Below are 24,771 nucleotides of genomic sequence, written 5' to 3'. Positions count from 1 at the left end.
CCTTCATGGATAATCATGTAACCGATAATACCGCCAGACGTTATAAAGCCCATGTCAGCATTCTTGGCACCACGCAGCTTCATCTAAGAAGTCCTTCAATTATTGCATGGTGGAGCGCTGCTTATCCAGGGTTCGGCCACCTGCTTTTATCGAAATATCTTCGCGGATTCGTTTTATTTATTTGGGAAGTGTTTATTAATTTAAATGCGAATATTAATTTAGCCATTCTTTATTCTTTTCAGGGCAAATTTGATATGGCGACGAACGTACTTGACTCTCGCTGGCTTCTAGCCTATTTACCCGTCTATTTTTTTGCTATATGGGACAGTCACCGGACAACGGTAGATATGAACAAAGTTTATATGCTGGCAGAGCGTGAAGACCATCATTTCAATCTATTTAGTATTGGATCGATGGAAATCAACTACTTAGATAAGAGTAACCCCATGATGGCTGCCATTTGGTCAGCTTTTGTGCCGGGTTTGGGACAGCTTTATATCCATAGACTTGTTACGGCACTCTTCGTTATCAGCTGGACGGTTATCTTTTTGTATTTATCACATCTGCTTGAAGCTGTCACACTTTTGATTTTAGGAGACCTCAGTCAGTCCACTGCTGTTTTAAGAGAGGAATTTTTGCTTATGTTACCTTCTATCTATGGATTTTCGATTTATGATGCGTACGTCAACACGGTGGAAAATAATAAACTTTTTGAAAAAGAACAGCGGAAATTCTTAAAGGACAATTACCAGGATTCTAGTTTTCAAATTCTAAAGGGAGAGAAAGTGAATGAATAATGATGCAAATTTATGCGGCATTGGAAAATAATATTTATATAGAAATGGCCATCGCCACACTTGAAAAAAATGGAATTCCTAAAGCGAGTATTTATGCGGTTCCTCTTGATAATCGCAGTGAAGATCGCAAGTTGTTTGATAGTTTGCATAACTCTGATGGTACCTCATTGATTGATATAGGGGTAGCACTTGCTACAGCTTTTTCTGTCATCGGGACCAGTATCGGTTTTGAACTAGCTTGGGGACCGATTTATTGGGGACTGATTGCTTCGCTTATTGGATTCGTTTTAGGTGTCGCCATCAGGCTGTTTACAGAAAAGGTTTTGAAGAAAAGAAAAAGACTTTTAAAAGGAAAACGTCCAGAGGTCATTCTCATTATCGAGTGTGAGATATCAATGACTGAGTTAGTGGAAAATATTTTATGGGAACATTTAGCATTAGGTATAGCAAAAGTAAAATGACTATTCGCCTATATGCATCCTTTTACTTTTGCTTGAAATAAAGGAGAGGACTACATGCAATCTGCTTGGAGAGATGTTGTTGAATTATTAAAACAATATAGAGAAGTAAGAACGGAGTATTGGTTAAATGAGAACCTATTTACCTTCAGTTGGTGGATTCTGTTGGTTACAACTGCTGGTATTTTTATTGTATGGCTCATTATTTTAGACAAAAAAAGAATATTTGAGATTGTCACATACGGTTTTTTTGTTACCGCTGTGGGAGTAATCGGGGACGCAATAGGGGTTTCTTTGATGCTATGGCATTATCCCAACACCTTATTGCCTGTTTCTCAGATTGCTGAGGTACATACCATCCAAATGCCAATCATTTATATGCTTGTCTATCAGTATTTTCATACCTGGAAATCCTTTATCATTGCCTCTGCCATAAATGCTTTTGTTTTCGCATTTATGCTGGAACCGCTTCTGGTCTGGCTACAGATATATGAACTGCATGGCTGGAAACATATCTATTCCTTCTTTCCTTATATAATGATAGGGGTTGTATTCAAATTCGTGGTGAATAAATTTAAAAAACTGGACCGGTATTATGAATCTTAAAATGCTCCCTTTATCGTGTAAAAGCAGTTTTCATCTTTCTCTGCCAATGATAAAGGGAGCATAGATTTTGTTTCTTATTTAAACAAGAATTGGCTTTTTCCAGCTTATTTACGAAGCATAGAAGGTAAATCCTGGTCTTCCGGCAACAAGGACACATAGTTTTCCGGACCTGCTTCACGGGCACGAAGCTCTTTTGCAGCATCCTCGAGAACCTCTGGATTTTGCAGGACATCAATGATGGTGCTCGCTATAGCTTTTCCTGCATAAAGCATTCCTTTTTTAGCATAGGAAGTCTTTCCTTGCGATACAACCTGCCATGTATGGAATGGTGTCCCAAAAGTCCAGGTTGCTGCCATCAGCTGTGCAGTAGGCGTCACCCAGCTGACCGCTCCAACATCAGTAGAGCCTGAGCCTTTGACATATTCCTGCGCCTCGCGATAGGCATCCACTTCATGAATAAGCGGGCGTGCTGCTAGTGCCTTCGCTTTGTCCTTGCCGACCAAGGATGCAGCAAAAGCAATATCATCTTCATTTAATGTATTATAGTATTTCTTGCTTAATTCCAGCTCTTCTTCTGTAAAATGGGGACGCTCTAAGGCCTTCATATTTTTATGGAGCATTTTATCTAACGTTGCATTTTGAACAAGATTGGAGCATACGCCCTCGATACGGTGTTCCATAGACGTTTCTGTCATTAACGCAGCTCCCTCCGCAATTTTTATGAGTCGTTTAAACAAAGCACGCGCCTGATCTGCATGCGGAGCACGTACAAAATAGGAAACCTCTGCTTCTTTTTGGACAACATTTGGAGACATTCCTCCAGAGTTCGTAATCGCATAATGAACACGAGCTTCATCAATCATATGCTCACGCATGTAGTTGGCGCCGACATTCATTAATTCCACCGCATCAAGCGCACTTCTTCCCAGTTCTGGTGAAGCTGCTGCGTGAGAGCTTATCCCTTTAAAAGTAAAGGTAGAGTGGATAACTGCCAGAGATGGTCCATGGAATAATCCGTTTGTGTAATGCGGATGCCATGAAAAAGACGCAGCCACACCATCAAATAACCCCGCTTTAACCATATATGTTTTGGCATAGCCGCTTTCCTCTGCCGGACAGCCATAATAACGGATGGTTCCTTCTAAATGATTTTTCTCTAAATATTCTTTTACCGCAACAGCCGCTGACATTGATCCAACGCCAAGCAGATTATGCCCGCAGCCATGCCCTGGTCCATAAGGTACTTCTGGATCAAATTCTGTCACACCGGCTTTTTGGCTTAACCCGGGTAAAGCATCATATTCTCCTAAAATTGCAATAACTGGACCGCTGTTCCCAAAGCTGGCAGTAAATGCAGTTGGAATATCCGCTACCCCGCGTTCTACCTGAAAACCTTGCTCTTCCATAAAATCAGATGAGTATTGGAAAGACTTTTCTTCTTCATAACGAATTTCAGGTGTTTCCCAAATTTGGTCGCTTACTTTAAAGAAAGCTTCCCGCTTCTGTTCGATAATTTCTTCGATTTGTTTTACAACATCTTTACTCATTGTTTTCATACATCCCTTTCTACAATGACTTCACTATATATTTTATAGCAAAGCAGGTTGCGTTGTATAATTTTTGGTTCTTTTTATATTTTTAAGAGGATGTTCAGCTATTAAACTATACCTTGAATTCTTAAAACGATTTCTGCAATGATCGCTGATCCCAAAAACGTACCTAAGAATACCATTGAACCAATTACAATACTCTTCCAACCCAATTTCGTGAAATCAGCCAATGAATTACCAATTCCGATAGCGGCATACGCTAACAGCGGTGTAGTAAATGCTTGAATATCTATAGCGCTTGCCCATTCAATAACTTGCTCAGAACCAGGCGTTATCGGCAAGGAGACAATAACGGATATCCCTGCAACGTAAAGAATGCCTGGTATCGTCTTCCACGGAATAATCATTTTTAAAGCAAAGCCGGCTGCAGCAATTAAAATAATAACCAGCATTCCCATTAAGGCGTCTGTCGGGACAACTTCATAACCAATCCAATTTCCTATCAAAACAATAATTGCTGATAAAATCAAAGCCAATATCGTATGAAATAATTGTTTGCTCATGATCCTGCCTCCCTCTTTTCTTCCTCTTCCTTATCAGGCTTTCTTTTCGTTAATAGATGATACATCTTTTCTGCCAGCGGAAGTGCAATAAAAATAGATACAAAAAAGCCTGTCGCAACGGATAAAATCATACTGGCCGAGGCTAAAGATTGAATCTCTGCGGCCATTTCCGGGTATACAGCTGACAGAGAACTGCTTGATGCAGCCATCATACTGGCGCTCCCGACCCCTGATGCCATCGCAAGTGCCAACGGGTTTAATGGAGTAAAACTAGCCAATAAACTTGCCATTAACCCGAAGAATACGGCTCCAAAGATCGACCCGAATAAGTATATTGAAAAAACACCTCTTGTTTCTGGAGAATTAAAACCAAATTTATCATTTATAATAGCCAAACTGCCTTCTCTTGCAATGGAAAATGTCATTCCAATCGCTTCCCGCTTTACTCCTAATAAAATCGCAAGGGGGAGGCCCAGTAAAACAGTACCGAGGTTTCCAATTTCCTGCAGTAAAATAGCTGGGCCTACCTGAACAATCATGCTAATTGCCGGGCCAATATTCAGACTTACTTTTGCAACAAGCAACCCTATTAAAGCTGTTGTCATTATTTCTGAATGCTTAAATTGCTTCTCCTTGATAACCGGAGTAAATACCATTGCAATTCCCAATATAAACGCATAAATCATTGGCAGGATAAGAATCATTCCAGCTCCAAGTTCAAATGAAATGGTGCCGATTGACTCTGCAAGCAATACAATCAAAAGAGCTGCAGCATGCAGCCGCCAATCTTTTAAGTATCCTGGAATTTGTTTCAACATGTTGTCTTCCTCCTCTAGTTACGATATCTTAATTTTTAATTAATGACGGCAATTCTTGTTCTTCCGGCAAAAGCGATTGATAATTTTCTGGGCCTGCCTCACGTTCATACAATTCTTTAACAGCATCTTCTAATACTTCCGGCTTGCAGAGTATATCAATAACCGTGCTGGCAATTGCTTTACCTGCAAAGAGCATGCCTTTTTTTGCATAGGTTGTCTTTCCTTGAGATACGACTTGCCATGTATGAAATGGTGTTCCATAGGTCCAGGTTGCTGCAGTGAGCTGTGCAGTTGGTGTTACCCAGCTCACTGCACCTACATCGGTCGACCCTGCCCCTTTTCTATACTCCGGTGCTTCTGTATACGGTGTGATTTCATGGATAAGCGGCCTTTCCGCCAATTCTTCCGATCTTTTCTTCCCAACTAGCTGTGCAGCAAAAGCTTTATCATCTTCATTCAATGTTGCGTAATATTTTTTGCTTAATTCTATTTCTTCCTCGGTAAATCCATCCTGCTGCAGCTCCTGCATATTTTTATGCAGCAGTTTGTCCAATACCGAATTCTGAACAAGATTAGAACATGCTCCTTCTATTCGATAAGTCATTTTTGTTTCTGTCATCAACGCTGCCCCTTCTGCAATTTTATTCAGACGTTTAAATAACGCACGAGCTTGTTCTGCATGCGGGGCACGAACAAAATAAGAAACCTCTGCCTCCTGCTGGACAACATTCGGAGACTTTCCGCCAGTATTCGTAATCGCATAATGTACACGGGCTTCGTCAATCATATGTTCGCGCATATAGTTCGCTCCTACATTCATCAGTTCGACAGCATCCAATGCACTTCTTCCAAGTTCCGGTGAAGCAGAGGCATGAGAGCTCTTCCCCTTAAAAGTGAACGTAGCATGAATCACCGCTAAGGATGGTCCATGGAATAAAGAATTAGAATAATGAGGATGCCAGGAAAAGGATGCTGCTACATCATCAAACAGTCCAGCTTTGACCATATACGTTTTTGCATAGCCGCTCTCTTCTGCAGGACAGCCATAATAACGAATCGTTCCTTCCAGATTATTGTTCTCTAAGTATTCTTTTACAGCAACAGCTGCTGCCATTGCACCTACGCCAAGTAAATTATGTCCGCACCCGTGTCCTGCTCCATTTGTTTCAACGGGGATATATTCTGTCACACCTGCTTTTTGGCTGAGTCCCGGTAAGGCATCATATTCTCCTAATATGGCAATTACCGGTCCTGAATTTCCAAAGCTTGCCACAAATGCTGTCGGAATTCCAGCCACACTGCGTTCCACCTGAAATCCCTGCTGTTCCATAAAATCAGAGGAATAAGCAGCAGACTTTTCTTCTTCAAACCGTATCTCCGGTGTGTGCCAAATCTGATCGCTTACTTTAAAAAATGCTTCTCGTTTTTCTTCGATAATTGCTTCAATTTGACTCGTAACTTGGTTTTCATCTGTCTTCATGCTTTTTCGCCTCCATATATAATATTAATAATTATCTTATAGTAAAAATAATTGCAATAATAGTGTATAAACATCTATAATTAATTAAAATATATGTATATTCATCTATCTTCTTATTCTGAAAGGAGCTAATTATGTCAGATAACCTCACATTCATGCTTGATGTTCCTTATCAGTTATGGCAAAAAAATAACTCGAACCGATTTAAACAAATAGATAATCACGAATTACCTATCTTTGAACCGCCAACTCATTTTCCCTTACTTACAAATGATATCGCCTATACCGACGGGGGGTTAAAAACAAGTCAAGACATCCATTTTCAATATGCATATGATGTACGTTATGTCCTTCGGCTCCCTTCTTCTTATAAGCTTTCTGACGATATGGAAGCACAACTTTCCAGTGAGCTTCCTTTTTATGCTCAAAGAATCATGGAACAAACTCAAAAAAGACTGCTGTTGAAGATTTACGATTGTATCAATGCCATTACAGCTTTAACCAATCTGGATGAATTACTTTCTAAAATGATTGACACGACAATGGAAGTCATCCCTGAAGCGGATGTTGGCGTGTTATGGGTTTATGATGAAGAGGAAAAATGCCTAAAAGTAAGAAAAGCATCCTCTTTGGTTGATAACAAGACAATGAAGCATATGAGAATGAAGCCTGGGGAAGGGATGATTGGTTCCGTATTTCAGGAGGGGGAGGCTAAAATATATCAGACAAGCAGTGAAATTTTTCAAGCAAGTGCGAATATGTCTAATATGAATCTTCGTTATTTGGGAAGGGCTTATTCTTTTAAAGATGTAAAATCTGTTATATGTGCTCCAGTCAAAGTACAGCAAAAAACTAAATGCGTTCTGATTCTTTATCAATTTAAACAAGCAACGTTTGATAAATCTGAATTGGAATTGCTCAAAAATTTCGCTGATCAAATCAGTATTGCGTTACATAATTCGAATATTTTTGAAGCGATGCAGAAACAAAATCACCTGTTACAAAAACGGACAGAAATTCACGAACGACTCGTGAAACTTTCCTTAGAAAATAAAGGAATTTACCACATCAAACATGCTTTAGAAAAAATTATTGGTTTTTCTTTTTCATTGATTGATGCTTTCCATTTTTCTATTGACGAGGATGAAAATGAGGCTTTCTATCTTATTGATAAACACCTCGAAAAATGGAATGACAGCAAGTCCTTAAGTACATCATTCTATGTCCGGTCTCCCAAGAATTATTTACATCAGGTGTATCCCATCGTGGGTTCGAGTACCTGTTTGGGATATGTTGTTTTTGAAGCAAAAATGACCCTGTCTTCCACACAGCGAATGGTGCTGGAACAAGGCATTCCTATCCTGGCACTTGAATTTACACATCGGCAAACAGAAACAAACAATCAGTTTAAAGTCTCCGAAGAAGCCTTTCAGCATTTACTTCTTGCCGAGACAAATGCGGAATTATTAGAAGCGGCCAAAAAACTTAAACTGGAGAAAACACAGCCTGTATTTGCACTTATATTCGAAGTGGCATTGGATATGAATCCCACATTTATAAACTTATATATGCAACGTTTTTTACATTTTCTTAAAAACCAGCTGGAAAAGCACCTACATATTCTATATACACAGGATTCATCCATCATTACCTTGCTGAAGGCTTCCACTGCACAAGAAGCAGAAATGCTTGTTTCTAAAGTACTTTCTAATACTTCCGTGAGAGCACGCGCGGGAATTGGAGGAAGAGCAGTGCAGTTTGGTCAAATTAGCAAAAGTTATAAAGAAGCTTATAAAGCGCTAAATCAGCTGCAGGAAAAAAGGGTATGGAACAAGCACTTAAATTTCAAAGATATCGGAATCAATCAGCTCTTCCTATCTCATTCAGAAGAAGAAATACGTTCTTTTGTTGATGATTTTTTTGAACCAATCATGGCTCCTAACGGAAATGACTCACATCTCGTTGAAACACTGCAAATTTATATGCAGCATAACCAGAGTATGCAGGAAACGGCAAAAGCTCTTCATATTCACGTTAATACATTATATCAGCGCATTCATAAAATCGAATCCGCTCTTCAGATTTCTTTAAAAGATTCAGAGGATGTGTTAAATGCTCAGCTAGCCTGCTACTTAAAAGAACACTGGGTAATTGATGCTTGATTCAGAAGGAATGATAAAATAAATAAGCCGTATGAATGTTTGATTTCATACGGCTTATTATCCTTCTGGTCTTGCTCGAATCTTCGGACGGTACACAAAGGGATTCCTCTACTTTTCCGGATACTTCTCCTGTAAAAACGTCACCGACTGTTTGATTAATTCCTTTAATACTTCTTCATCAATATCTGCCACTTTATTAATATACACACAGGCCTTTCCCGTTGTATGCTTGCCGAACTTCGCAAGCAAATGCTCCCGCTCAATATCACCTGTCGCAAAATAAAGACTGATTTTTGCTTTACGCGGAGAGTAGCCGACTAATGGGGCATCTCCTTCATGACCAGAATCATATTTATAATGATACCTGCCAAAACCGATAATGCTCGGTCCCCACATTTTTGCCTCAAACCCCGTCGTTTCTGTAAATAAATCCAGCAGACGGTATGCATCCTCCCGCTTCTTCAGCTGCTCTACCTGCTCAATAAATTCAATGACACTACTATCTGTTTCTTTCGTTTTTAATTGATACATCTTACTACCCCCTATATGCCTTTCGCAATGTTTCTATATCCAATTTTTTCATTGGCATCATTGCCTGATTCACTCTGGCAATTTGTTCCGTTGTGGCATTCTTCCCCATCATTTCATCCATCTCACTTGGGGAAATCTGCCAGGAAACACCGAACTTGTCCTTCAACCAACCGCACTGCTCTGCTTCGGGTACAGCTGATAACTGTTCGAAATAATGATTAATCTCTTCCTGTGCATCACAGTTAACCAGCATAGAAACAGCTTCGTTAAATTGAAAACCATGCTCCAGTCCGCTATCCATTGCCGTTATCCAGACATTTTCAAGTGCAAAATCTGAAAACATAACCGTGCCTTCCTTATTGGGTTCCATTCCTGCCGGGTAATAAGCCATGTTCCCTTTTTCGCTGTTGTTAAAAATAGATAAATAAAATTGAACGGCTTCCTCTGCTCTTCCTGCATTTTCCCCTGTAAACATCATGGATGGCAGAATTGGCGGGCGCTCCTCACCTTCCGGGTTCGTCAAAATAAGCTGCCAGGACAATCCATATTTATCTTGTATCCAGCCATATTTTTCACTAAAAGGGTACGAGTCAAGCGGCATCAGCGGTACACCGCCGTCAGACAGCTTCTCCCAAACGGCTTCAAGCTGTTCGGCAGCGTTTTTATCTCTTGCTGGATCAAAATTTACCATAAACGAAATGGATGGATTGAATGAGAAATAAGGCCCTGCACTGATTGCCATAAATCGCTGCCCCCATAAATCAAAAGAAACCAAATCGCAATCTCCTGATGGGGTGTCTGGAATAATCGTTTCACTGATTATCTGCGAATCTGGAAAAATTGACGTATAAAATGCTGCTGCCTCTTTTGCTTCTTTATCAAACCAAAGGTGGGGCACAATGTTGTTTGTGTCTGCTGTCATTATTATATCCTCCTTCACGGAATCAAGATTCTTTTATTATACCATTTTTTAGCTTTTCTACTTCTTTTCATTTGCTCTTATTTACAGCTTCAAAAAACCTATTTTTTACACAGCAAGCATTTGCTCTGCGCTTCCATTAATCTGAAAATTATTTCTTTATTTTTTTCAAACAGATACCTAGACAATAGGTCTCTGTTCCACTATGATAGTGCTATTGTTTTTTTAGACGGACAGAAAGGAAGTGTTAAAATGACTATGAAATTCTCCCGTAATACGATTCTATTTGTATTTATGATTGGTACATTTGCGATTGGCATGACAGAGTATGCCGTTACTGGTTTATTAACACAGTTTGCGGCGGATTTAGATGTGCCCGTTTCAACCACTGGATTATTGCTCAGCGTTTATGCTATCAGTGTTGCTGTCTGTGGCCCGCTGCTTCGGATATTAACGGTTAAATTTTCACCGAAGCCTCTGCTTATCGCACTTATCTCCATCTTTATTATAAGTAATATTATTGCGGCCACTGCACCAAATTTTGAGGTTTTGCTTCTTTCCAGACTTTTTTCTGCAACCATGCATGCCCCATTCTTTGGATTATGCATGAGCATGGCAGTTGAAATTTCCCAGCCTCATAAACGCACCAGCTCGATTGCTGCCGTGCAGGGCGGACTGACGATTGCCATTATGCTTGGCGTTCCTTTTGGTTCTTATATCGGCGGTGTCCTTGATTGGAGACTCGTTTTCTGGTTTATTGCAGCGATGGGCGTTATTAATTTAATTGGTCTTATGATTGTGACACCAAATTTAAAACAAAGCGAAACTCCTAAGTTAAAAAATGAGATGGCAGTATTGAAGAATAAAAATGTCTGGATGCTGATTGCCGTTATTGTCTTTGGCTTTTCCGGGGTATTTACCGCCTATACGTTTACAGAGCCCATGCTCAGGGACATTGCAGGCTTTGATGTAACCAGTATTACGATTGCTTTATTCTTATTTGGACTCGGCGCGGTTATTGGGAATTTTGTTTCTGGAAGTATTCAGCCTGAAGTACTGACAGAACGGTTAATCGTGGCGATGACTATTTTAGGCACCGTGCTGATTGCCATTACGTTCTTATTTATGAACCCAATCTTGACGTATGTTGCCTGCTTCTTATTCGGTGCCGGAACCTTTGGAACCACACCAATATTAAATGCAAAGATCATCTTGGCAGCAACAGAAGCGCCAGCCTTATCGGGAACGATAGCTGCATCTGTATTTAATTTAGCAAATTCGATTGGAGCAACATTAGGCAGTCTCTTATTAACGAATCAATTTTCCTATAGAGAAATCACCTTTGTCGCCGGCGGAATGATTTTCTTTGGCGTTGTTCTGATGTTTGTTACGCATAAAATTGAGGATAAGTCTTTGTTTAGAGTTTCTGGAGAGGCTTATGAATAAATATTGTTATAGAAAAGGGAAGACCAACTATCATACAAGTTGGCCTTCCCTTTTGTTTACTGTTTCATCCCGATTCTTATATGTTATATACCAATAAGACTGCTGCTATTCTTTCCAAGTTTTAGATTGTCTGCATTTGTGACAGACAAATACGTATTTACAAATTCTTACTATACCCAGCATAGCTCTTCCAAACCGTATATCCCAATTTATTATAAAAAGCTGTCAGCCCTGTCCAATCAATGACAATGCGGGAGACGCCCCGTTCTCTTAAAAAACCGATTCCTGCTTCCACAACAGCTAATCCATATCCTTTCCCGCGTTCGTTCGCATCCACTCCTAAAGGTCCAACCCCGCCTAATTCCGCCTGAAACAAAGGAGCCCAGTATACATTTTGAGCGACAAACGGTGCGTTTTCATCATTCATTCGACAAAACCCAATGATTTGCTGTCCTTTTTTTAAAATCGCAAATTCTCTTCCTGTACCGCCCTTTTGAAAATAATGAATCGCTTCATATTCCCATCTTCCCGGGAAACACCGATGTAAAAAATCAAGAAATGAGTCCTTATCTTCCAGCTTTAACACCTGGCATTCTATTCCTGTTATTTTGGGGACTGCCGCTACATCGTCGTTATGATATTTTCGGATCATGTCATGCTCTATTCCACTGTTTTGATATCCTTTCTGTTCAAACCAGGATTTTGCTTCTGCCAATTCCATGGGGATACCGGGAAAATAATGCCATGGGTCACGTCCCAGCAGAATTTGTTTTACACCGGCAGCCTTTAAATGCGTTTCAGCATTTGCTAACAATAAGGAGCCAATTCCTTGATTTCTCCGGTTCTCCGCCACAAGAAGTACTTGGATCCACCCGATTTCCTTGCTCATACCCGCTTCCTTTTTTTCCTGATATCTCTTTGCAACAACAAATCCGACCACATGGTTTTCCTCATCGATAGCAATTGCGGAGGCTTTTTCGCATATATTCTCATCCTCAAAGCTATTTTGTTTAAACAGCTCCTTCCGCATTGGAAAATGGCTTCCTATTTCCTGATTCCATAATTGAACAAGTGCATCTATTCTTCTTTCATTCCAGGATTCCAGCTTCATGCTTATCATCTCCTTTCTTTTTTGAGGATGTGTATAGTAAGCTTTTATTCTTGTTCTGATGCCGCAATAAGAAGTCTTTCAACCTTTGTATCTTCTTTATTTTTTTATCTTTTCATTTCCTTTTTTAAAGAAATCCACCGCATCCCTCGTCTCATCCAGATGCTTTACGGTAACTGGATATTGTAAGGCAGCTACACTCATAAACAAAATATCCATGACCTGCAGCTGTGCAATCCGGGATGATGTGGCGCCGCTCCGGAAAATAGGCTCTCTCGTTGTAGATGTATACAGTTTTATATCTGCATGCTCGGTAACCGGCCATTTTCCGTATTTAGTCAGACTGATTGTTTTCACACCTCTTTTTTTGGCAAGATGAAGCATATTTGCAATTTCAACGGTTTCACCTGAAAAAGAAATGCCAAAAACAACATCGTTTTCGCTCATATTGGCAATGACTGTCGCCGCAATATGCATGTCTTCAAAGGCATAAGCGTTTTTATTAATCCGGATAAATTTTTGCACCGCATCCTGTGCAATCATTCCTGACGCGCCGACGCCGATAAATAAGATTTTTGAGGCGTCATTCATCCATTGAACCCCTGTCTGCAGTTGATCAATATCAATTAATTGCGCTGTTTCTCTTATCGTTTGAATACTGTTATTTGTCATTTTATCAATAATCGATAGAGACGTTTCATCCGGATCAATATCGCGGAATCCGTACTCTTCTTTTCTTTGCAAATCACCCGCAATACGGATTTTCAAATCGTGAAAACCCTTCAAATTCAAAGACTTGCATAATCGGATAACTGCTGCGCCGCTTGTTTCACTGCGTTTCCCGAGCTCCTTTGCAGTCAACGAAATGACTTTTTCCGGATTTTTTAAAATATAATCAGCAATCTTCTTTTCAGATGGCGGGAGACTCAAAAGCATTTCATTGATTCTCGTTATTCCACCGTTTATAAAAGGCAATAGGATCAACTCATTTCTTTTTCTCTCTTCACAGAAGAACCTGTCTTTTGATTAAATCCAATAACTCCTCGGTTCAGTAATTGTAGCAGGAAGTCTATCTGCCGTAATGTTTCTAACGATATAAAAGATATTTTTTTCGCGTTTTTTTAAATTTCCCCAGCTCCTGCTGGCCTTCCTCTATATACTTTTCTGCTTCTCCAGCTAAGATGTATTTCCTTAAACGCTTGGTTCCTGCCAGTAAATCAAAGAAATACTTCCCATTTTCATTTTCGGTAAATTGAAATTGATTCGGATAGAGTGCTGCGATAGTTTCCACTAAAGTGACCCCTGCTCGTAAGGCATGAAGTGTATGGCGGTTTTCGATATGAAGCTGTACACCACCGCAGATTTCACCTTCATGTTTTTGATAAGTCGGAACAAAAGATACAGGGCGGGCGAGCACGCCAGGAATTTTTTTATCATTATATACTTTCGCCAGCTTCTGCCCCTCTATAAAAGGAGCGCCAATCCACTCAAATGGTTTTGTCGTCCCTCTTCCCTCGGATACATTGGTTCCTTCCAAAAGACAGGTGCCCGGATATAAAATAGCCGTATCAACCACAGGCACATTCGGCGATGGCGGAATCCAGAATAAATTCGTATCATCAAAGTACATACGGCGTTTCCAGCCTTCCATCGGCACAATAGAAAGGTCGCATGCGTAAGCAAATTCCTTTTTAAATAACCATGCCAATTCCCCTATAGTCATGCCGTGACGATTCGGGATTGGCAGTAAACCGACAAAGGAACGCACATCCGGTTCGACCAGATTCCCCTCCATAGTCAGACCGGACACCGGGTTGGGCCGGTCAAGGACAATCAGCTTCTTTCCATATTCCATACACGCTTCCATCACATAAGCCATGGTATAAATGTACGTATAGTATCTTGAACCGATATCCTGTAAGTCAAAGACCAGTACATCCACATCTGCAAGCATTTCTTTACTTGGCTTTCTTGTCTGCCCGTATAAACTGTATACCGGCAGCCCTGTTTTAGCATCTATGGAAGAGGATACCTCCTGCCCTTCCTTCGCATCTCCGCGGATGCCATGTTCCGGAGCATACAGGGCAGTCAGATGGATTGCCGGATGCTCCGAAAATAAATCGATGGATGGCTGCAGTTTTTCGTTTACTCCCGTCATATTCGTAACCAGACCGATCCGTTGCCCTTCCACTCGTTTATATCCTTTTTCTAAAAATATATCCAGACCTAACCGTACCAATAGTTCCACCTCCGTACATCATTTAAGCAAGGCTTTCCTCCATTTTGGCAAAGGTTAAATGCGTTCCCCACATCAAAATATATGCAATCACACTTCCGCCAAAGAAAAAGAGGACAGCAGGAATGGTAATAAACAAAAGGTAGATAAGCGCCATGACGATGCCCAGAAGAAATACAGTTAATAAAGGATGACCGATTCCAATAAGCAGTGCCCATTTGATATAGTCCACTGCCCGTAATTGAAAATGGGCATAAATAGGGAAAAGATAGAGCACAATCACAGCGAATAACAAAAACAATCCGACAACAGCAAAGCTTGCCATCGTATAGGCGATATGCTCCTGTGTCCGTAAAATTCGAAATTCCATTATCATGAGATATCCTGTTCCAGCCAGTAGATATCCTAAAACATTGATTTTCAGAAATTCTTTTTTATAGTTTTTCCAAAAAAACTGGAAGACAGGAATATCCTTCTCTCCATGGACCCACTTCCGCACCACTGCAAACATCGCTGCCGTAGCCGGGAAAAATCCAACTACACCAAGTCCGACCAGCGAGAAAGCAATCCATAGTAAATTGAGATAAGCAAATCTCGTAATCCATACAGCAAAACGATAATATCCATCTATAAATCCGTTCATCGCCATCCCTCCCGTCTATTTCATTCTTTAATCGATCCGATTAATACGCCCTGTACAAAAAATCGCTGGACAAATGGATAAACTAATAATAATGGCAGTGACGATACAATAATCACTGCATATTTGATCAGACCGGCTGTTTTTACCTGATCCACCAGCGATTCGGCTGACCCGCCTGGATCATTCAATTGCATCTGGTTCACCACGAGAATCTCTCTTAAAATCAATTGCAATGGGTACTTATCACGATCGGATAAATAAATCAAAGCGTTAAAATACTGGTTCCATAAATTCACTGCATGAAACAGTGCCATCACCGCAATAATCGGCAACGACAGCGGCAATACAACCCGTATAAATATATAGAAATCAGAAGCTCCGTCAATTTTAGATGCTTCTACTAATTGATCCGGAATACTTTGCTGGAAAAAGGCTCTTGCAACCAGAATGGACCAGGCTCCTACCACGTTCGGAATAATAATTGCCCACATTGTATCGAGCATTCCCAGGGATTGGACAACAAGGTACGTAGGTATTAAACCTCCGTTAAACAGCATGGTAAATAAAATAAACCAGAGGATAAATTTTTTAGCCATTAATTCTTTACGTGACAAGGCGTATGCACAAGGCAATAAAACAAATAAGTGAATGGCCGTTCCTACAAATGTGTAAATAATGGTGTTTTTATAGCCGAGCCAAATAGCATCATTCGCAAATACACGCTCATATCCTTTAAACGTAATATCGACCGGCCAGAGCCACATCCTGCCTGAGCTGACTGCTTGCGGATCACTGATAGAGGCACTTAGAACAAAGATCAATGGATAGACAATCAATACTAAAATAATGAGAAGAAATATGGTGTTGATCCAGTCAAATCCTCTATCTGAGAGCGTAAACCTCTTCATCTTCTAAACCTCCTTACCATAGACTGTTGCCGCTTACCTTTCTGGCTGTATAATTAAACACGACCAACAATGCAATATTGATTGCTGAATCGAACAGCCCGATTGCCGCCGCAAAGCTGTATTGCCCTTCCAGCAGACCTGTTTGATACACAAATGTCTGGATTACATCCGATGTTTTGGCATTTAAATTATTTTGCATCAGCAGCACTTTTTCAAAGCCGACGGTCATAAAGCTGCCGATATTTAAAATAAATAACACAACGATTGTCGGCAAAATACTTGGGATATTAATATGGAAAATACGCTGCAGCCGGGATGCACCATCCACCTTTGCCGCTTCATGTAATTCCGGATTAACACCGGATAATGCCGCCAGATAAATAATCGATCCCCATCCGAGCGTTTGCCAGACACCAGACCATGTAAAAATGTGCCGGAACCAGCCTGGGCTTGTCAGAAAATCAATCGGACTTCCGCCAAAAACAACAATCAGACGATTGACTAAGCCTGTTGTCGGGTCTAAGAAGATAACAACCATCCCTACCACAACAACGACAGAAATAAAATGCGGCGCATAGGTTAATGTCTGAGCCCACTTTTTAAACATTCTATTTCTCACTTCATGCAGAGAGAGTGCGAGAATAATAGGCAATGGAAATAAGATTAATTGATACGCACTTAAAACCAGTGTATTTTTAAGCAGCCTCCAAAAATAATACGAATTAAAAAAACGCTCAAAGTGATCAAATCCTATCCAAGGGCTCCCCCAGATTCCAAGGTTGGCAAAAAAGTTCTTGAAGGCAATCTGGACACCGTACATCGGGATATAATGCAATATGATAAAATACGCAACCGCCGGAAGCAAAAAGACATATATTTGCCAATTACGGGCAAAATTCTTTTTCACTTGATAAAATTTACTTTGGACTGGGACAGAAACGTCATTTTTAACTCCCTTCATTCTTTAACCCCCTATTTATCGGTGTCTGGATTCCCCTCCAGACACCGATAAATTCAACTTCTGTTCAGGATGACAAGCCGTTAATTTTCTTGATAGCGTTCATAGGCTGCCTGCTGGATTTCCATATATTCGTCATAGCCCATCTCTTGAATCGTTTCCACATAGGCATCCCATTCAGAGAAATCATTTTCTCCCGTAATAAAACCAGCCTGCATTTCTTCTACATATTTTTGTAAATCTGTTTCCAATACAGCGATACGGTCATTTTCTTCAGCTGTATACGTAAATGCCGGCCAAATTTCATCAATCAAATACGGCTCCAGCTGTTCCGCAGCTTCTACATCTGCCGGCGCATTCTCTGAACCGGTAAAGTATTCATCTGTAACGATAACCGGGTGATTGCCGCCGGGATTGATAATATACTTGGCAAGTGCCTGTGTCAGCGTTAAGCCGTCTGGATTATCCGTGATTTCTTCTGTCAGCTTCGGACCTTCCTCTGTTTCTTCATAGGTTTCTCCTTCGATGCCCATAAAGAACATTTTCTGTCCTTCTTCACTCCAGAAATAATCAATCCATCTTAATGCCGCTTCAGGGTTTTCATTTTCACTGGTAATCAGAAAGTTCCCTAACGAAAGAACCGGTGAGGTGATCCCCGTATACATTTTTGTTCCATCCGGACCTTCTAAAGCATTGCCCGGGATAAACTGCTCGCCTACTTCTTTTCCGTATAATTCCATTGGATTATAGAATTGCACAGCGCCATAAAGATCATCTGCCGCACTTGCTAAATGCTGATCGACTTCCAAGGAATAAATATTTTGCTCAATCAGCCCTTCCTCGTAAAGCATATTTAAATATTCCAACATTTCCTTGTATTGATCCGCAATCGGATAAAAACGGATATCCTCTGAATCTGGGTCACTGTCGATCAAGGTATGAAGCTGCCCGCGGTTTTGAACCCCAAATGCTCCTGAAATCCAATGAATGATACGGGACATTTCCGCTACACTGCTTAATGGAATTTCATCATTTTTTCCGTTCCCATTTAAATCTGTTTCTTTCACCGCTTTCAAATATTCATAGAATTCTTCGGTTGTTTCTGGATTATCCATCTCTAATTGCTCCAGCCAATCTCCATTTATCCACCCTTTTGCTCCAATCAATAAGGACGAAAAATCAGGGGAATAGACGGTCGGGATGGAATAGATATTTCCGTCCGGGAACGTAATCCCTTTCCGAATATCCGGGTTTTCATCAAGGACCTTTTTGATATTTGGCGCATATTCCTCAATCAAATCATTTAAAGGGATAAATGTGCCCTGACTTCCATATTTTTGAACATCGGAAACAGGCAGGTTAGCAGAGTAAAATACATCCGGCAAATCGCCGCTGGCCAGAGCCAGATTTCTTCTTTCCTCCAATCCATCTGCCGGCACCATATTCCATGTGATATCCATATTTGTCATTTCTTCATATTCATTCAAAAGCAGCACATCATTCCAATCATCCGCCGTCGTTGCTGCTTTCCCGGCAAAAACCTCTAATTCAATCGTATCCTCTACAATTGGCATGCCTTCTGTATTTAAGTTATTTAACGCCTCTTCACTGCCGCCGACATCAGCCTTATCGTCGTTATTACACGCCGATAAAGCAATCAGCAGCACAGCTGCCAGCATCATGAATTTCTTTTTCATTTTCACAAGAAGTACCTCCAAGCTTTTTTTATTTTAATATAAGGGGGAAAAAGGAAGGGGCTTCTCCCTTTTTTCCACTTGGCAAATATAAACTTCCCTATTTGCATAAGTGCAAAAGCTCTTCGATGGGACGAGTAATCGCAGTCCCAACTAAGGCATTCATCCGAATGCCAAGTTTTCTAATGAGGCTATTACTTACTGTCCTTCTTCATAGCGTTTCAGTGCTTCGTTTTGAATTTCCATATACTCATCCAGACCCATTTCTTCCAATGTCTTCACATAATTATCCCACTCATCAAAGGACGTTTCTCCCGTAACAAATTGTGCTTCCATCTCTCCAACATACTTCTGAATATCCGCCCCTAAAGAATCCAGCGCCGCCTGTTCCTCTTCTTCATAGAAGAAAAACGGCCAAGGCTCTTCAATCAGATAGGGGGCCATGTTTTCTGCGTTTTCGAGATCTTCCGGCTGAAATTCAGGTGCTGTCGAATATTCCGGATTTTCAATTACTGGATGTCCTCCGCCCGGGTTAATGATATACTGCGCCAATGCTTCTTGAACCGTTAACCCATTTGGGTTATTTGTAATTTCTTCCGTTAATTCCGGCCCATCCGACGTTTCTTCATAAGTTTCTCCCTCTAATCCCATAAAGAACATCTTCGCCCCTTCGTCACTCCAGAAATAGTCAATCCAGCGAATCGTTGCTTCCGGGTTTTCATTGACATTGGTAATGGAAAAATGCCCCAGACTATTTACTGGTGAAATGACAGAGGTAAACAGCTTATCTCCATTCGGACCTTCCAGTGCATTACCTGGAATATAACGTCCCCCGACTTCTTCTCCAAAATAATCCTTAGGATTAAAGAAGTTCATGGCTGCATATTTTCCTTCTGCTCCATTCGCCAGAAAATGATCGACTTCAATCGAGTAGATATTTTGTTCAATCAAGCCTTCTGTATATAGTTTGTTCATATATTCAAGCAATTGTTTATACTCATCCGCTGTACGGTAAAAACGCAGTTCTCCCGTTTCCGGATCTTCATCAATGGAAGGATGCAAAATTCCTTTATTCGATACTCCGAATGCACCGGTCAACCAATGGAATAAACGATCCATCGACACACTGCTAAATGGAATCACTTCATTTCCATCAACGGATAATTCTTTGGCTGCTTTTAAATATTCATAAAATTCGTCCGTCGTTTCCGGATTATCCATTCCGGTCTCATCCAGGATTTCTTGGTTTATCCATGGCTTATCATCCATCAAGGATGTCGGCGATTCTGGATCTCTTAACCGGGGAATGGCGTAGATATTTCCATCTGGAAATGTGATTCCTTGTTTGATTTCAGGATATTTCTCCAGGTATGCCTTGATATTGGGAGCATATTCATCAATCAAATCATTAAGCGGAATGAAAATGCCCTGCTCGCCGTATTTATATAAATCAGAATTAGGCATATAAGAACCATAGAAAAGATCCGGCAAATCGCCGCTTGCTAACGCTAAATTTCTTTTTTCTTCTAACCCGTCAACCGGAACCTGATTCCAGTTCATATCGATATTCGTCATTTTTTCATATTCGTTTAAAACAGGAACATCATTCCAATCATCTGCCGCTGAAGCAGCTTTACCTGCAAATACATCAATCGTGATTTCCTCCTCCACGATTGGCATCCCTTCTTGATTCAGATTTTCGAGTGCATCCTCACTTCCCCCGACAGCTTCTTTTTCATCCTTACTGCACGCAACCAGCACGGAAAAAAAGGAGATGCATAATAGAAATAAGATTTTCTTATTCTTTTTCACTCAAAAACCTCCCCCTATTTTATTTTTCTATATAAGTTGAAATAAAAATTTTACCTTCTAGCAACCGCTCCGGAAATACACTACGCTAGTTATAGTGCTTAATTTTATTAGGTGGAAAGGTTAGTTTAAATATTTCAACTTATATAGATTTTAATTAAATAAAATGCAAGATATTGCATTTCTTCTATTCAGATACTGTGAGCAGCAGCTTTTGTCCCCCCTATTATTTAGCTCACCTTCCCCTCCCCCTTTCGTATTTTTCTCTCTCACAGCTAATTAACAGCTTTAATGATTATACTGCTATCCAATATTGACCGGGAGTGTACCTCTCGCTTCTTCCCTGCCAAAAATTACTCCAGCGGCTGCCTGTAATGCAGGATAACCAGGTTCATAGGTATTGATAAAGGCTGGCAGCTTGTGCAGATAATGAAAATCATATGGATTCCGCATGCCAACGCCAATAATATTGCTATTATCTTTTACTAATCGATTAACAAACGCAATGACAGGGCTCTTTTCCGTCACAGTCATTGTTCCTAAAATGAGATAATCAACTTTTTTAGCAGCGTGAACAAGCTTTTCCAGCTCATGCTCCAGTTTATTTTCCTCATACACCTCCACTGCTGCGTGGGGAATATATTCCCTTACCGCTGAGCCAAGTGATTTCTGCTGCGACATTTTATCTTCCACCTGTGCCATTATGCTGTGGGCTGGTTCTAACACAAGGATTTGCAGCTGTTTATCTACTTTTAACGGCAGCAGCTGATTATTGTGCACCGTTGTGGCGCTTTCTCTATACACTTTCCGGGCGAGCTGATGATGCTCCTTTAAACCGACGATTTGTAAGGCTTCTTCTTTATCCGGGGATAAGGTATCCTTCCAGGAAGTATACTTTTCTTTTAACCGTTGGATTCGCTGAAACGATGCTTCGATAGTGGAAGCATGTAATTCCCCGTTTTCTACAGCATTGGTGATTGCTTGAATCGTTCCTTTTTGAACAGGATGTGTGTGGGAAACCATGACAAAATTCGTGCCCGCCTGCAGTGCTTTTACTGCACCTTGTTCTGTCCCGACAGAATTTGATATCGCTTTCATCTCCATGCAATCCGTTGTAATCGCTCCCTGAAATCCAAGCTTCTCCCGTAACAGTTTCACATACACCTGCTTCGATAAGGTTGCAGGCGTATTTGCTTTCGGCTCAATTGCCGGAAAATAAACATGAGCAGCCATGACAGTGTCTGCACCACCTTGGATACAAGCTTGAAATGGAACTAATTCCACTTTTTCCAGCCGTTCCATCTCATGCGATATCACCGGTAAATCTAAATGAGAATCCACACTGGTATCCCCATGGCCTGGAAAATGCTTTAACGATGTCATCACTCCGGCATCCTGCAGCCCTTTCATCATCGCTTTTCCAAACGCTGCCACCTTTTGGGGATTTTCACCGAAAGAGCGCACACCAATAACTGGATTCTCAGGGTTATTATTCACATCTAAGACCGGCGCCAGATTCCAATTGATTCCCAGCGCTTTTAGTTCTCTTCCCGTTGCTAAACCGACCTTATAAGCATGCTGTGGTTCCTCTGTCGCACCAAGTGCCATTGCCCCGGGAAAGGTTGTCATCCCTTGATTCATTCTGCTGACGACCCCGTTCTCCTGATCCAGACAAATAAATAGGGGCTTTTCATATCCGGCGGCTTTTGCTTCCTTTTGTAAACTGGAAGTCAATTGAAGAACCTCTTCCGGCTCACCGATATTCCGGCTAAACAAAATGATGGAACCAACATGATAACCATGAATTAATTCCTTTATTTCGGGTGTGATTGCTTTTCCGTTAAATCCGACAACGAGCAGCTGCCCAATTTTTCTTGCTAACTTTTTATTACTCACAAAATATCCTCCTTTTTTCGAACGCACGGAAATTATGATAAATTTCCTGCTGTGACAATACGTTGGTATAAATTTCTACCTAATGAACCTTCCTGCATCGGATATGGACCTTCAAAATATAACCGATCTTCCTCCAGCTCCTCTATTTTATTGATTTCTCCTCCGATATATTGATTGAGACGATACATTACCGTATCAATCCGCGTAAGCACGCCGCCATACCGAATCTCAATAATTTCCCAGCCAAAGGGTTTATGAAGAGAAAACCATAGGGTGCGATGTGTTTTTCGTAATGTATCCACACGCTCTTTGACCTCTTCTAAGATAGGAAGCATATCTTGAAGCATTCCCCGATTTTGGTTATCATATATTACTTTTAAGTTTCTGCCTATTTCCGCTTTGATACTGAGCACATGGGATAATTGCTGGTAAAAATGGAATAACAGGCTCCACTCCTTATTTCTTTTTGCTGCCCGCTCTAACTTGACCGTTAAAAGCTTATAGTGTTTGTTCAGGGCCAGATTTTTAATATTCTCATCATACAAACCAATTAAAATATCCTGCCATAATAATAGCTTGGAGGGATTGGAGGTTTGTAAATTATGCTTACTGACTCCAGGTGTTTCATCCAATTGATTGAACAGCATAAAATCATCAAAATAAGCACCCGTACAAAAACGAAACCGTTTCTGCAAATGGGCATCGGAAAAAGATTCCTGATATGCATGTTCGGCAAATAACTGCAGGACTGGCAAAGCTGTCAGCATAGGTGTTTCCGCTCCATTATCCCCCCACATCGTGACGAATGCTTCCTTGACATTCTCTTTTTTACAGGCACGTAAAGCTGCTTCCGTGGTGGCAAAGGCTTTTCCATAATTCGGGGAGATTCCATTCCACGTCCATACACCGCCCGCAAATACCGGATTATCCTTTAACGCCTTGTGCTTCTGAATAAATGTACGATAAAATGCTTCATCATCATGGTAATAATCCCAATAAACAAGCTGCGTATCTGGAATCGATGCAATGACCGATTCAGGAATATCCGCTTCCAGATCATAATATCCTCCATGCTTGGACCCAAGGCGAAAATACATGTCACTCCAAATCATCGGCTTCAGCTTTTTTCTCTCTGTAATAGCTGTTACCTCTTGCAAATGTTTATTCATAATATCGAATCTTTTTTCATAGCCATGTTTATCCAAATATTTCCCTAATCCCAGCTGATGTGCTTCATCCATTCCAATGTGAATACGTTTGGATTGGAAGGGACGGCTTGCAGCTTCAATAAGATGTTCTAAAAATGTATACGTCTCCTTTGAACCAGCCAATAAAATGTCAGCTGTATCGCGGAGAGGGATGGCATAGTTCCATTTTAAAGCCTCGGTTAAATGAGCTAATGTCTGAATACAAGGAATCATTTCAATCCCTAAATCCGCCGCATACCGGTCACATTCCGTAAGTTCCCCTTCTGTATATCTCCCACGCATATAGCCAAAATAGGGATATTCCTTTACTTCATATGTATCTTCTGTATAAATCATCAGCGTATTTAACCCCATCATGGCCATTTTCCGTAACAAATCCTTTATCCCGTCTACCGTCATAACTGCATTTCGTGAGGAATCCAGCATCGCACCCTTCATCGTAAATTGAGGATACTCCACAAGGGTAAAATCTTTTTCCGTATAAAAATGCTCCAGCCATAATCCAATTCCTCTAAAAAAATGAATCTTTTCCTGAAATAAGATTTCACCTTTTATGTTTTCATTTTTTACCGAAAGGGGTCCTTTTCTTTGTTTCACATGAATGTGATGCCCTTCCTTGGCTAATTCAATACCCAATTCCTTTAAAAGCAGCTTCAGCCCCTTTTTCACCTGTGACACATCACCTGTTAAATGAAGTTTCATATCCAAACCGACCTCGCTTTTCTTTCATTTGTGATTTTTTCGTTTTAGAACGTTAACGTACGTATTTGAATATTCCAAGCTGCACTTTTTGGTTTGTATTAGAATATGCTTCTAAAAATTGAAATAGAATATCAGATTTTCATTCGAAACATTGTTATTCTGTTTTATCCTGACTGAGCGTCCAGAAAACGCTCATTGTTATTTTCCCTCGTCTTTTAGATTTGGCTTGAGTTCCAACACCTTTCCGCAGTTTGATGATAAGAATCATTAGCAAGTGCT

The 24,771-nt window shown here is 40.6% G+C and carries 21 protein-coding genes; 5 read left to right on the top strand and 16 right to left on the bottom strand.

Annotated features, from left to right (window positions below):
* Positions 1–5 precede the first annotated feature (5 nt).
* The 3 genes from MKX55_RS06590 to MKX55_RS06580 are packed head-to-tail and all read left to right on the top strand — an operon-like array spanning position 6 to position 1,861.
* Positions 6–797, top strand: coding sequence for a hypothetical protein (locus MKX55_RS06590; RefSeq protein WP_339237005.1), 792 nt, complete (start codon positions 6–8; stop codon positions 795–797).
* 2 nt (positions 798–799) lie between these two features.
* Complete coding sequence (locus MKX55_RS06585) at positions 800–1,258, top strand: hypothetical protein (protein WP_193063198.1); 459 nt, start codon at positions 800–802, stop codon at positions 1,256–1,258.
* Between the two features lie 54 nt (positions 1,259–1,312).
* Positions 1,313–1,861, top strand: coding sequence for a CBO0543 family protein (locus tag MKX55_RS06580; RefSeq protein ID WP_339237002.1), 549 nt, complete (start codon positions 1,313–1,315; stop codon positions 1,859–1,861).
* Between the two features lie 104 nt (positions 1,862–1,965).
* On the opposite strand, the gene MKX55_RS06575 is transcribed toward MKX55_RS06580, so the two are convergent.
* The 4 genes from MKX55_RS06575 to MKX55_RS06560 form a co-directional block, all read right to left on the bottom strand.
* A complete protein-coding gene (locus tag MKX55_RS06575) occupies positions 1,966–3,408 on the bottom strand; it encodes a M20 family metallopeptidase (protein ID WP_339237000.1) in 1,443 nt (480 codons plus the stop codon).
* A gap of 110 nt (positions 3,409–3,518) precedes the next feature.
* A complete protein-coding gene (locus MKX55_RS06570; RefSeq protein ID WP_339236998.1) occupies positions 3,519–3,974 on the bottom strand; it encodes a hypothetical protein in 456 nt (151 codons plus the stop codon).
* Positions 3,971–4,792, bottom strand: coding sequence for a DUF3100 domain-containing protein (locus MKX55_RS06565; RefSeq protein WP_339236996.1), 822 nt, complete (start codon positions 4,790–4,792; stop codon positions 3,971–3,973). The genes MKX55_RS06570 and MKX55_RS06565 overlap by 4 nt, the downstream gene beginning before the upstream one ends.
* 28 nt (positions 4,793–4,820) lie before the next feature.
* The gene (locus MKX55_RS06560) at positions 4,821–6,272 is read right to left on the bottom strand and encodes a M20 family metallopeptidase (protein ID WP_339236994.1); all 1,452 of its coding nucleotides are present in this window, start codon (positions 6,270–6,272) and stop codon (positions 4,821–4,823) included.
* A gap of 134 nt (positions 6,273–6,406) precedes the next feature.
* On the opposite strand from MKX55_RS06560, the gene MKX55_RS06555 reads away from it, so the two are divergent.
* Positions 6,407–8,434, top strand: coding sequence for a helix-turn-helix domain-containing protein (locus MKX55_RS06555; RefSeq protein ID WP_339236991.1), 2,028 nt, complete (start codon positions 6,407–6,409; stop codon positions 8,432–8,434).
* Positions 8,435–8,542: 108 nt separating this feature from the next.
* On the opposite strand, the gene MKX55_RS06550 is transcribed toward MKX55_RS06555, so the two are convergent.
* Together MKX55_RS06550 and MKX55_RS06545 are read right to left on the bottom strand one after the other, a co-directional pair.
* Positions 8,543–8,965 carry a DUF1801 domain-containing protein gene (locus MKX55_RS06550; RefSeq protein WP_339236989.1) on the bottom strand — a complete coding sequence of 141 codons (423 nt, stop codon included), beginning with the start codon at positions 8,963–8,965 and terminating at the stop codon, positions 8,543–8,545.
* A gap of 4 nt (positions 8,966–8,969) precedes the next feature.
* Positions 8,970–9,887 (bottom strand): VOC family protein, encoded by a 918-nt coding sequence (locus MKX55_RS06545; RefSeq protein WP_339236987.1) that lies wholly within the window; start codon positions 9,885–9,887, stop codon positions 8,970–8,972.
* Between the two features lie 249 nt (positions 9,888–10,136).
* Between MKX55_RS06545 and MKX55_RS06540 the strand changes: the two genes are divergently transcribed.
* On the top strand, positions 10,137–11,330 hold the full coding sequence (locus MKX55_RS06540) for an MFS transporter (RefSeq protein WP_339236984.1): 1,194 nt from the start codon (positions 10,137–10,139) through the stop codon (positions 11,328–11,330).
* A gap of 157 nt (positions 11,331–11,487) precedes the next feature.
* On the opposite strand, the gene MKX55_RS06535 is transcribed toward MKX55_RS06540, so the two are convergent.
* The 10 genes from MKX55_RS06535 to MKX55_RS06490 form a co-directional block, all read right to left on the bottom strand.
* On the bottom strand, positions 11,488–12,441 hold the full coding sequence (locus tag MKX55_RS06535) for a GNAT family N-acetyltransferase (RefSeq protein WP_339236982.1): 954 nt from the start codon (positions 12,439–12,441) through the stop codon (positions 11,488–11,490).
* Positions 12,442–12,537: 96 nt separating this feature from the next.
* Positions 12,538–13,413 carry a MurR/RpiR family transcriptional regulator gene (locus MKX55_RS06530; RefSeq protein ID WP_339236980.1) on the bottom strand — a complete coding sequence of 292 codons (876 nt, stop codon included), beginning with the start codon at positions 13,411–13,413 and terminating at the stop codon, positions 12,538–12,540.
* 112 nt (positions 13,414–13,525) lie between these two features.
* A complete protein-coding gene (locus MKX55_RS06525) occupies positions 13,526–14,677 on the bottom strand; it encodes a DUF1343 domain-containing protein (RefSeq protein ID WP_339236978.1) in 1,152 nt (383 codons plus the stop codon).
* Between the two features lie 22 nt (positions 14,678–14,699).
* Complete coding sequence (locus MKX55_RS06520) at positions 14,700–15,317, bottom strand: YesL family protein (protein WP_339236976.1); 618 nt, start codon at positions 15,315–15,317, stop codon at positions 14,700–14,702.
* A gap of 20 nt (positions 15,318–15,337) precedes the next feature.
* Entirely contained in the window at positions 15,338–16,225 is an 888-nt protein-coding gene (locus MKX55_RS06515; protein WP_042532559.1) for a carbohydrate ABC transporter permease, read from the bottom strand.
* A 13-nt stretch (positions 16,226–16,238) separates the two neighbouring features.
* Entirely contained in the window at positions 16,239–17,186 is a 948-nt protein-coding gene (locus MKX55_RS06510; RefSeq protein WP_339236973.1) for an ABC transporter permease subunit, read from the bottom strand.
* 80 nt (positions 17,187–17,266) lie between these two features.
* Positions 17,267–18,880: an extracellular solute-binding protein gene (locus MKX55_RS06505; protein WP_339238440.1), complete on the bottom strand. Its 1,614-nt coding sequence runs from the start codon at positions 18,878–18,880 to the stop codon at positions 17,267–17,269.
* Between the two features lie 195 nt (positions 18,881–19,075).
* Entirely contained in the window at positions 19,076–20,689 is a 1,614-nt protein-coding gene (locus tag MKX55_RS06500; protein WP_042532554.1) for an extracellular solute-binding protein, read from the bottom strand.
* A gap of 300 nt (positions 20,690–20,989) precedes the next feature.
* Entirely contained in the window at positions 20,990–22,582 is a 1,593-nt protein-coding gene (gene nagZ / locus MKX55_RS06495; RefSeq protein ID WP_339236970.1) for a beta-N-acetylhexosaminidase, read from the bottom strand.
* Positions 22,583–22,614: 32 nt separating this feature from the next.
* Positions 22,615–24,492, bottom strand: coding sequence for a beta-N-acetylhexosaminidase (locus tag MKX55_RS06490; protein WP_339236969.1), 1,878 nt, complete (start codon positions 24,490–24,492; stop codon positions 22,615–22,617).
* Positions 24,493–24,771: the final 279 nt, after the last annotated feature.

The sequence above is a fragment of the Oceanobacillus sp. FSL W7-1281 genome, from assembly GCF_037969835.1.
GTDB lineage: Bacteria > Bacillota > Bacilli > Bacillales > Amphibacillaceae > Oceanobacillus > Oceanobacillus oncorhynchi.
This window is presented reverse-complemented; position numbering and strand designations above follow the sequence as displayed.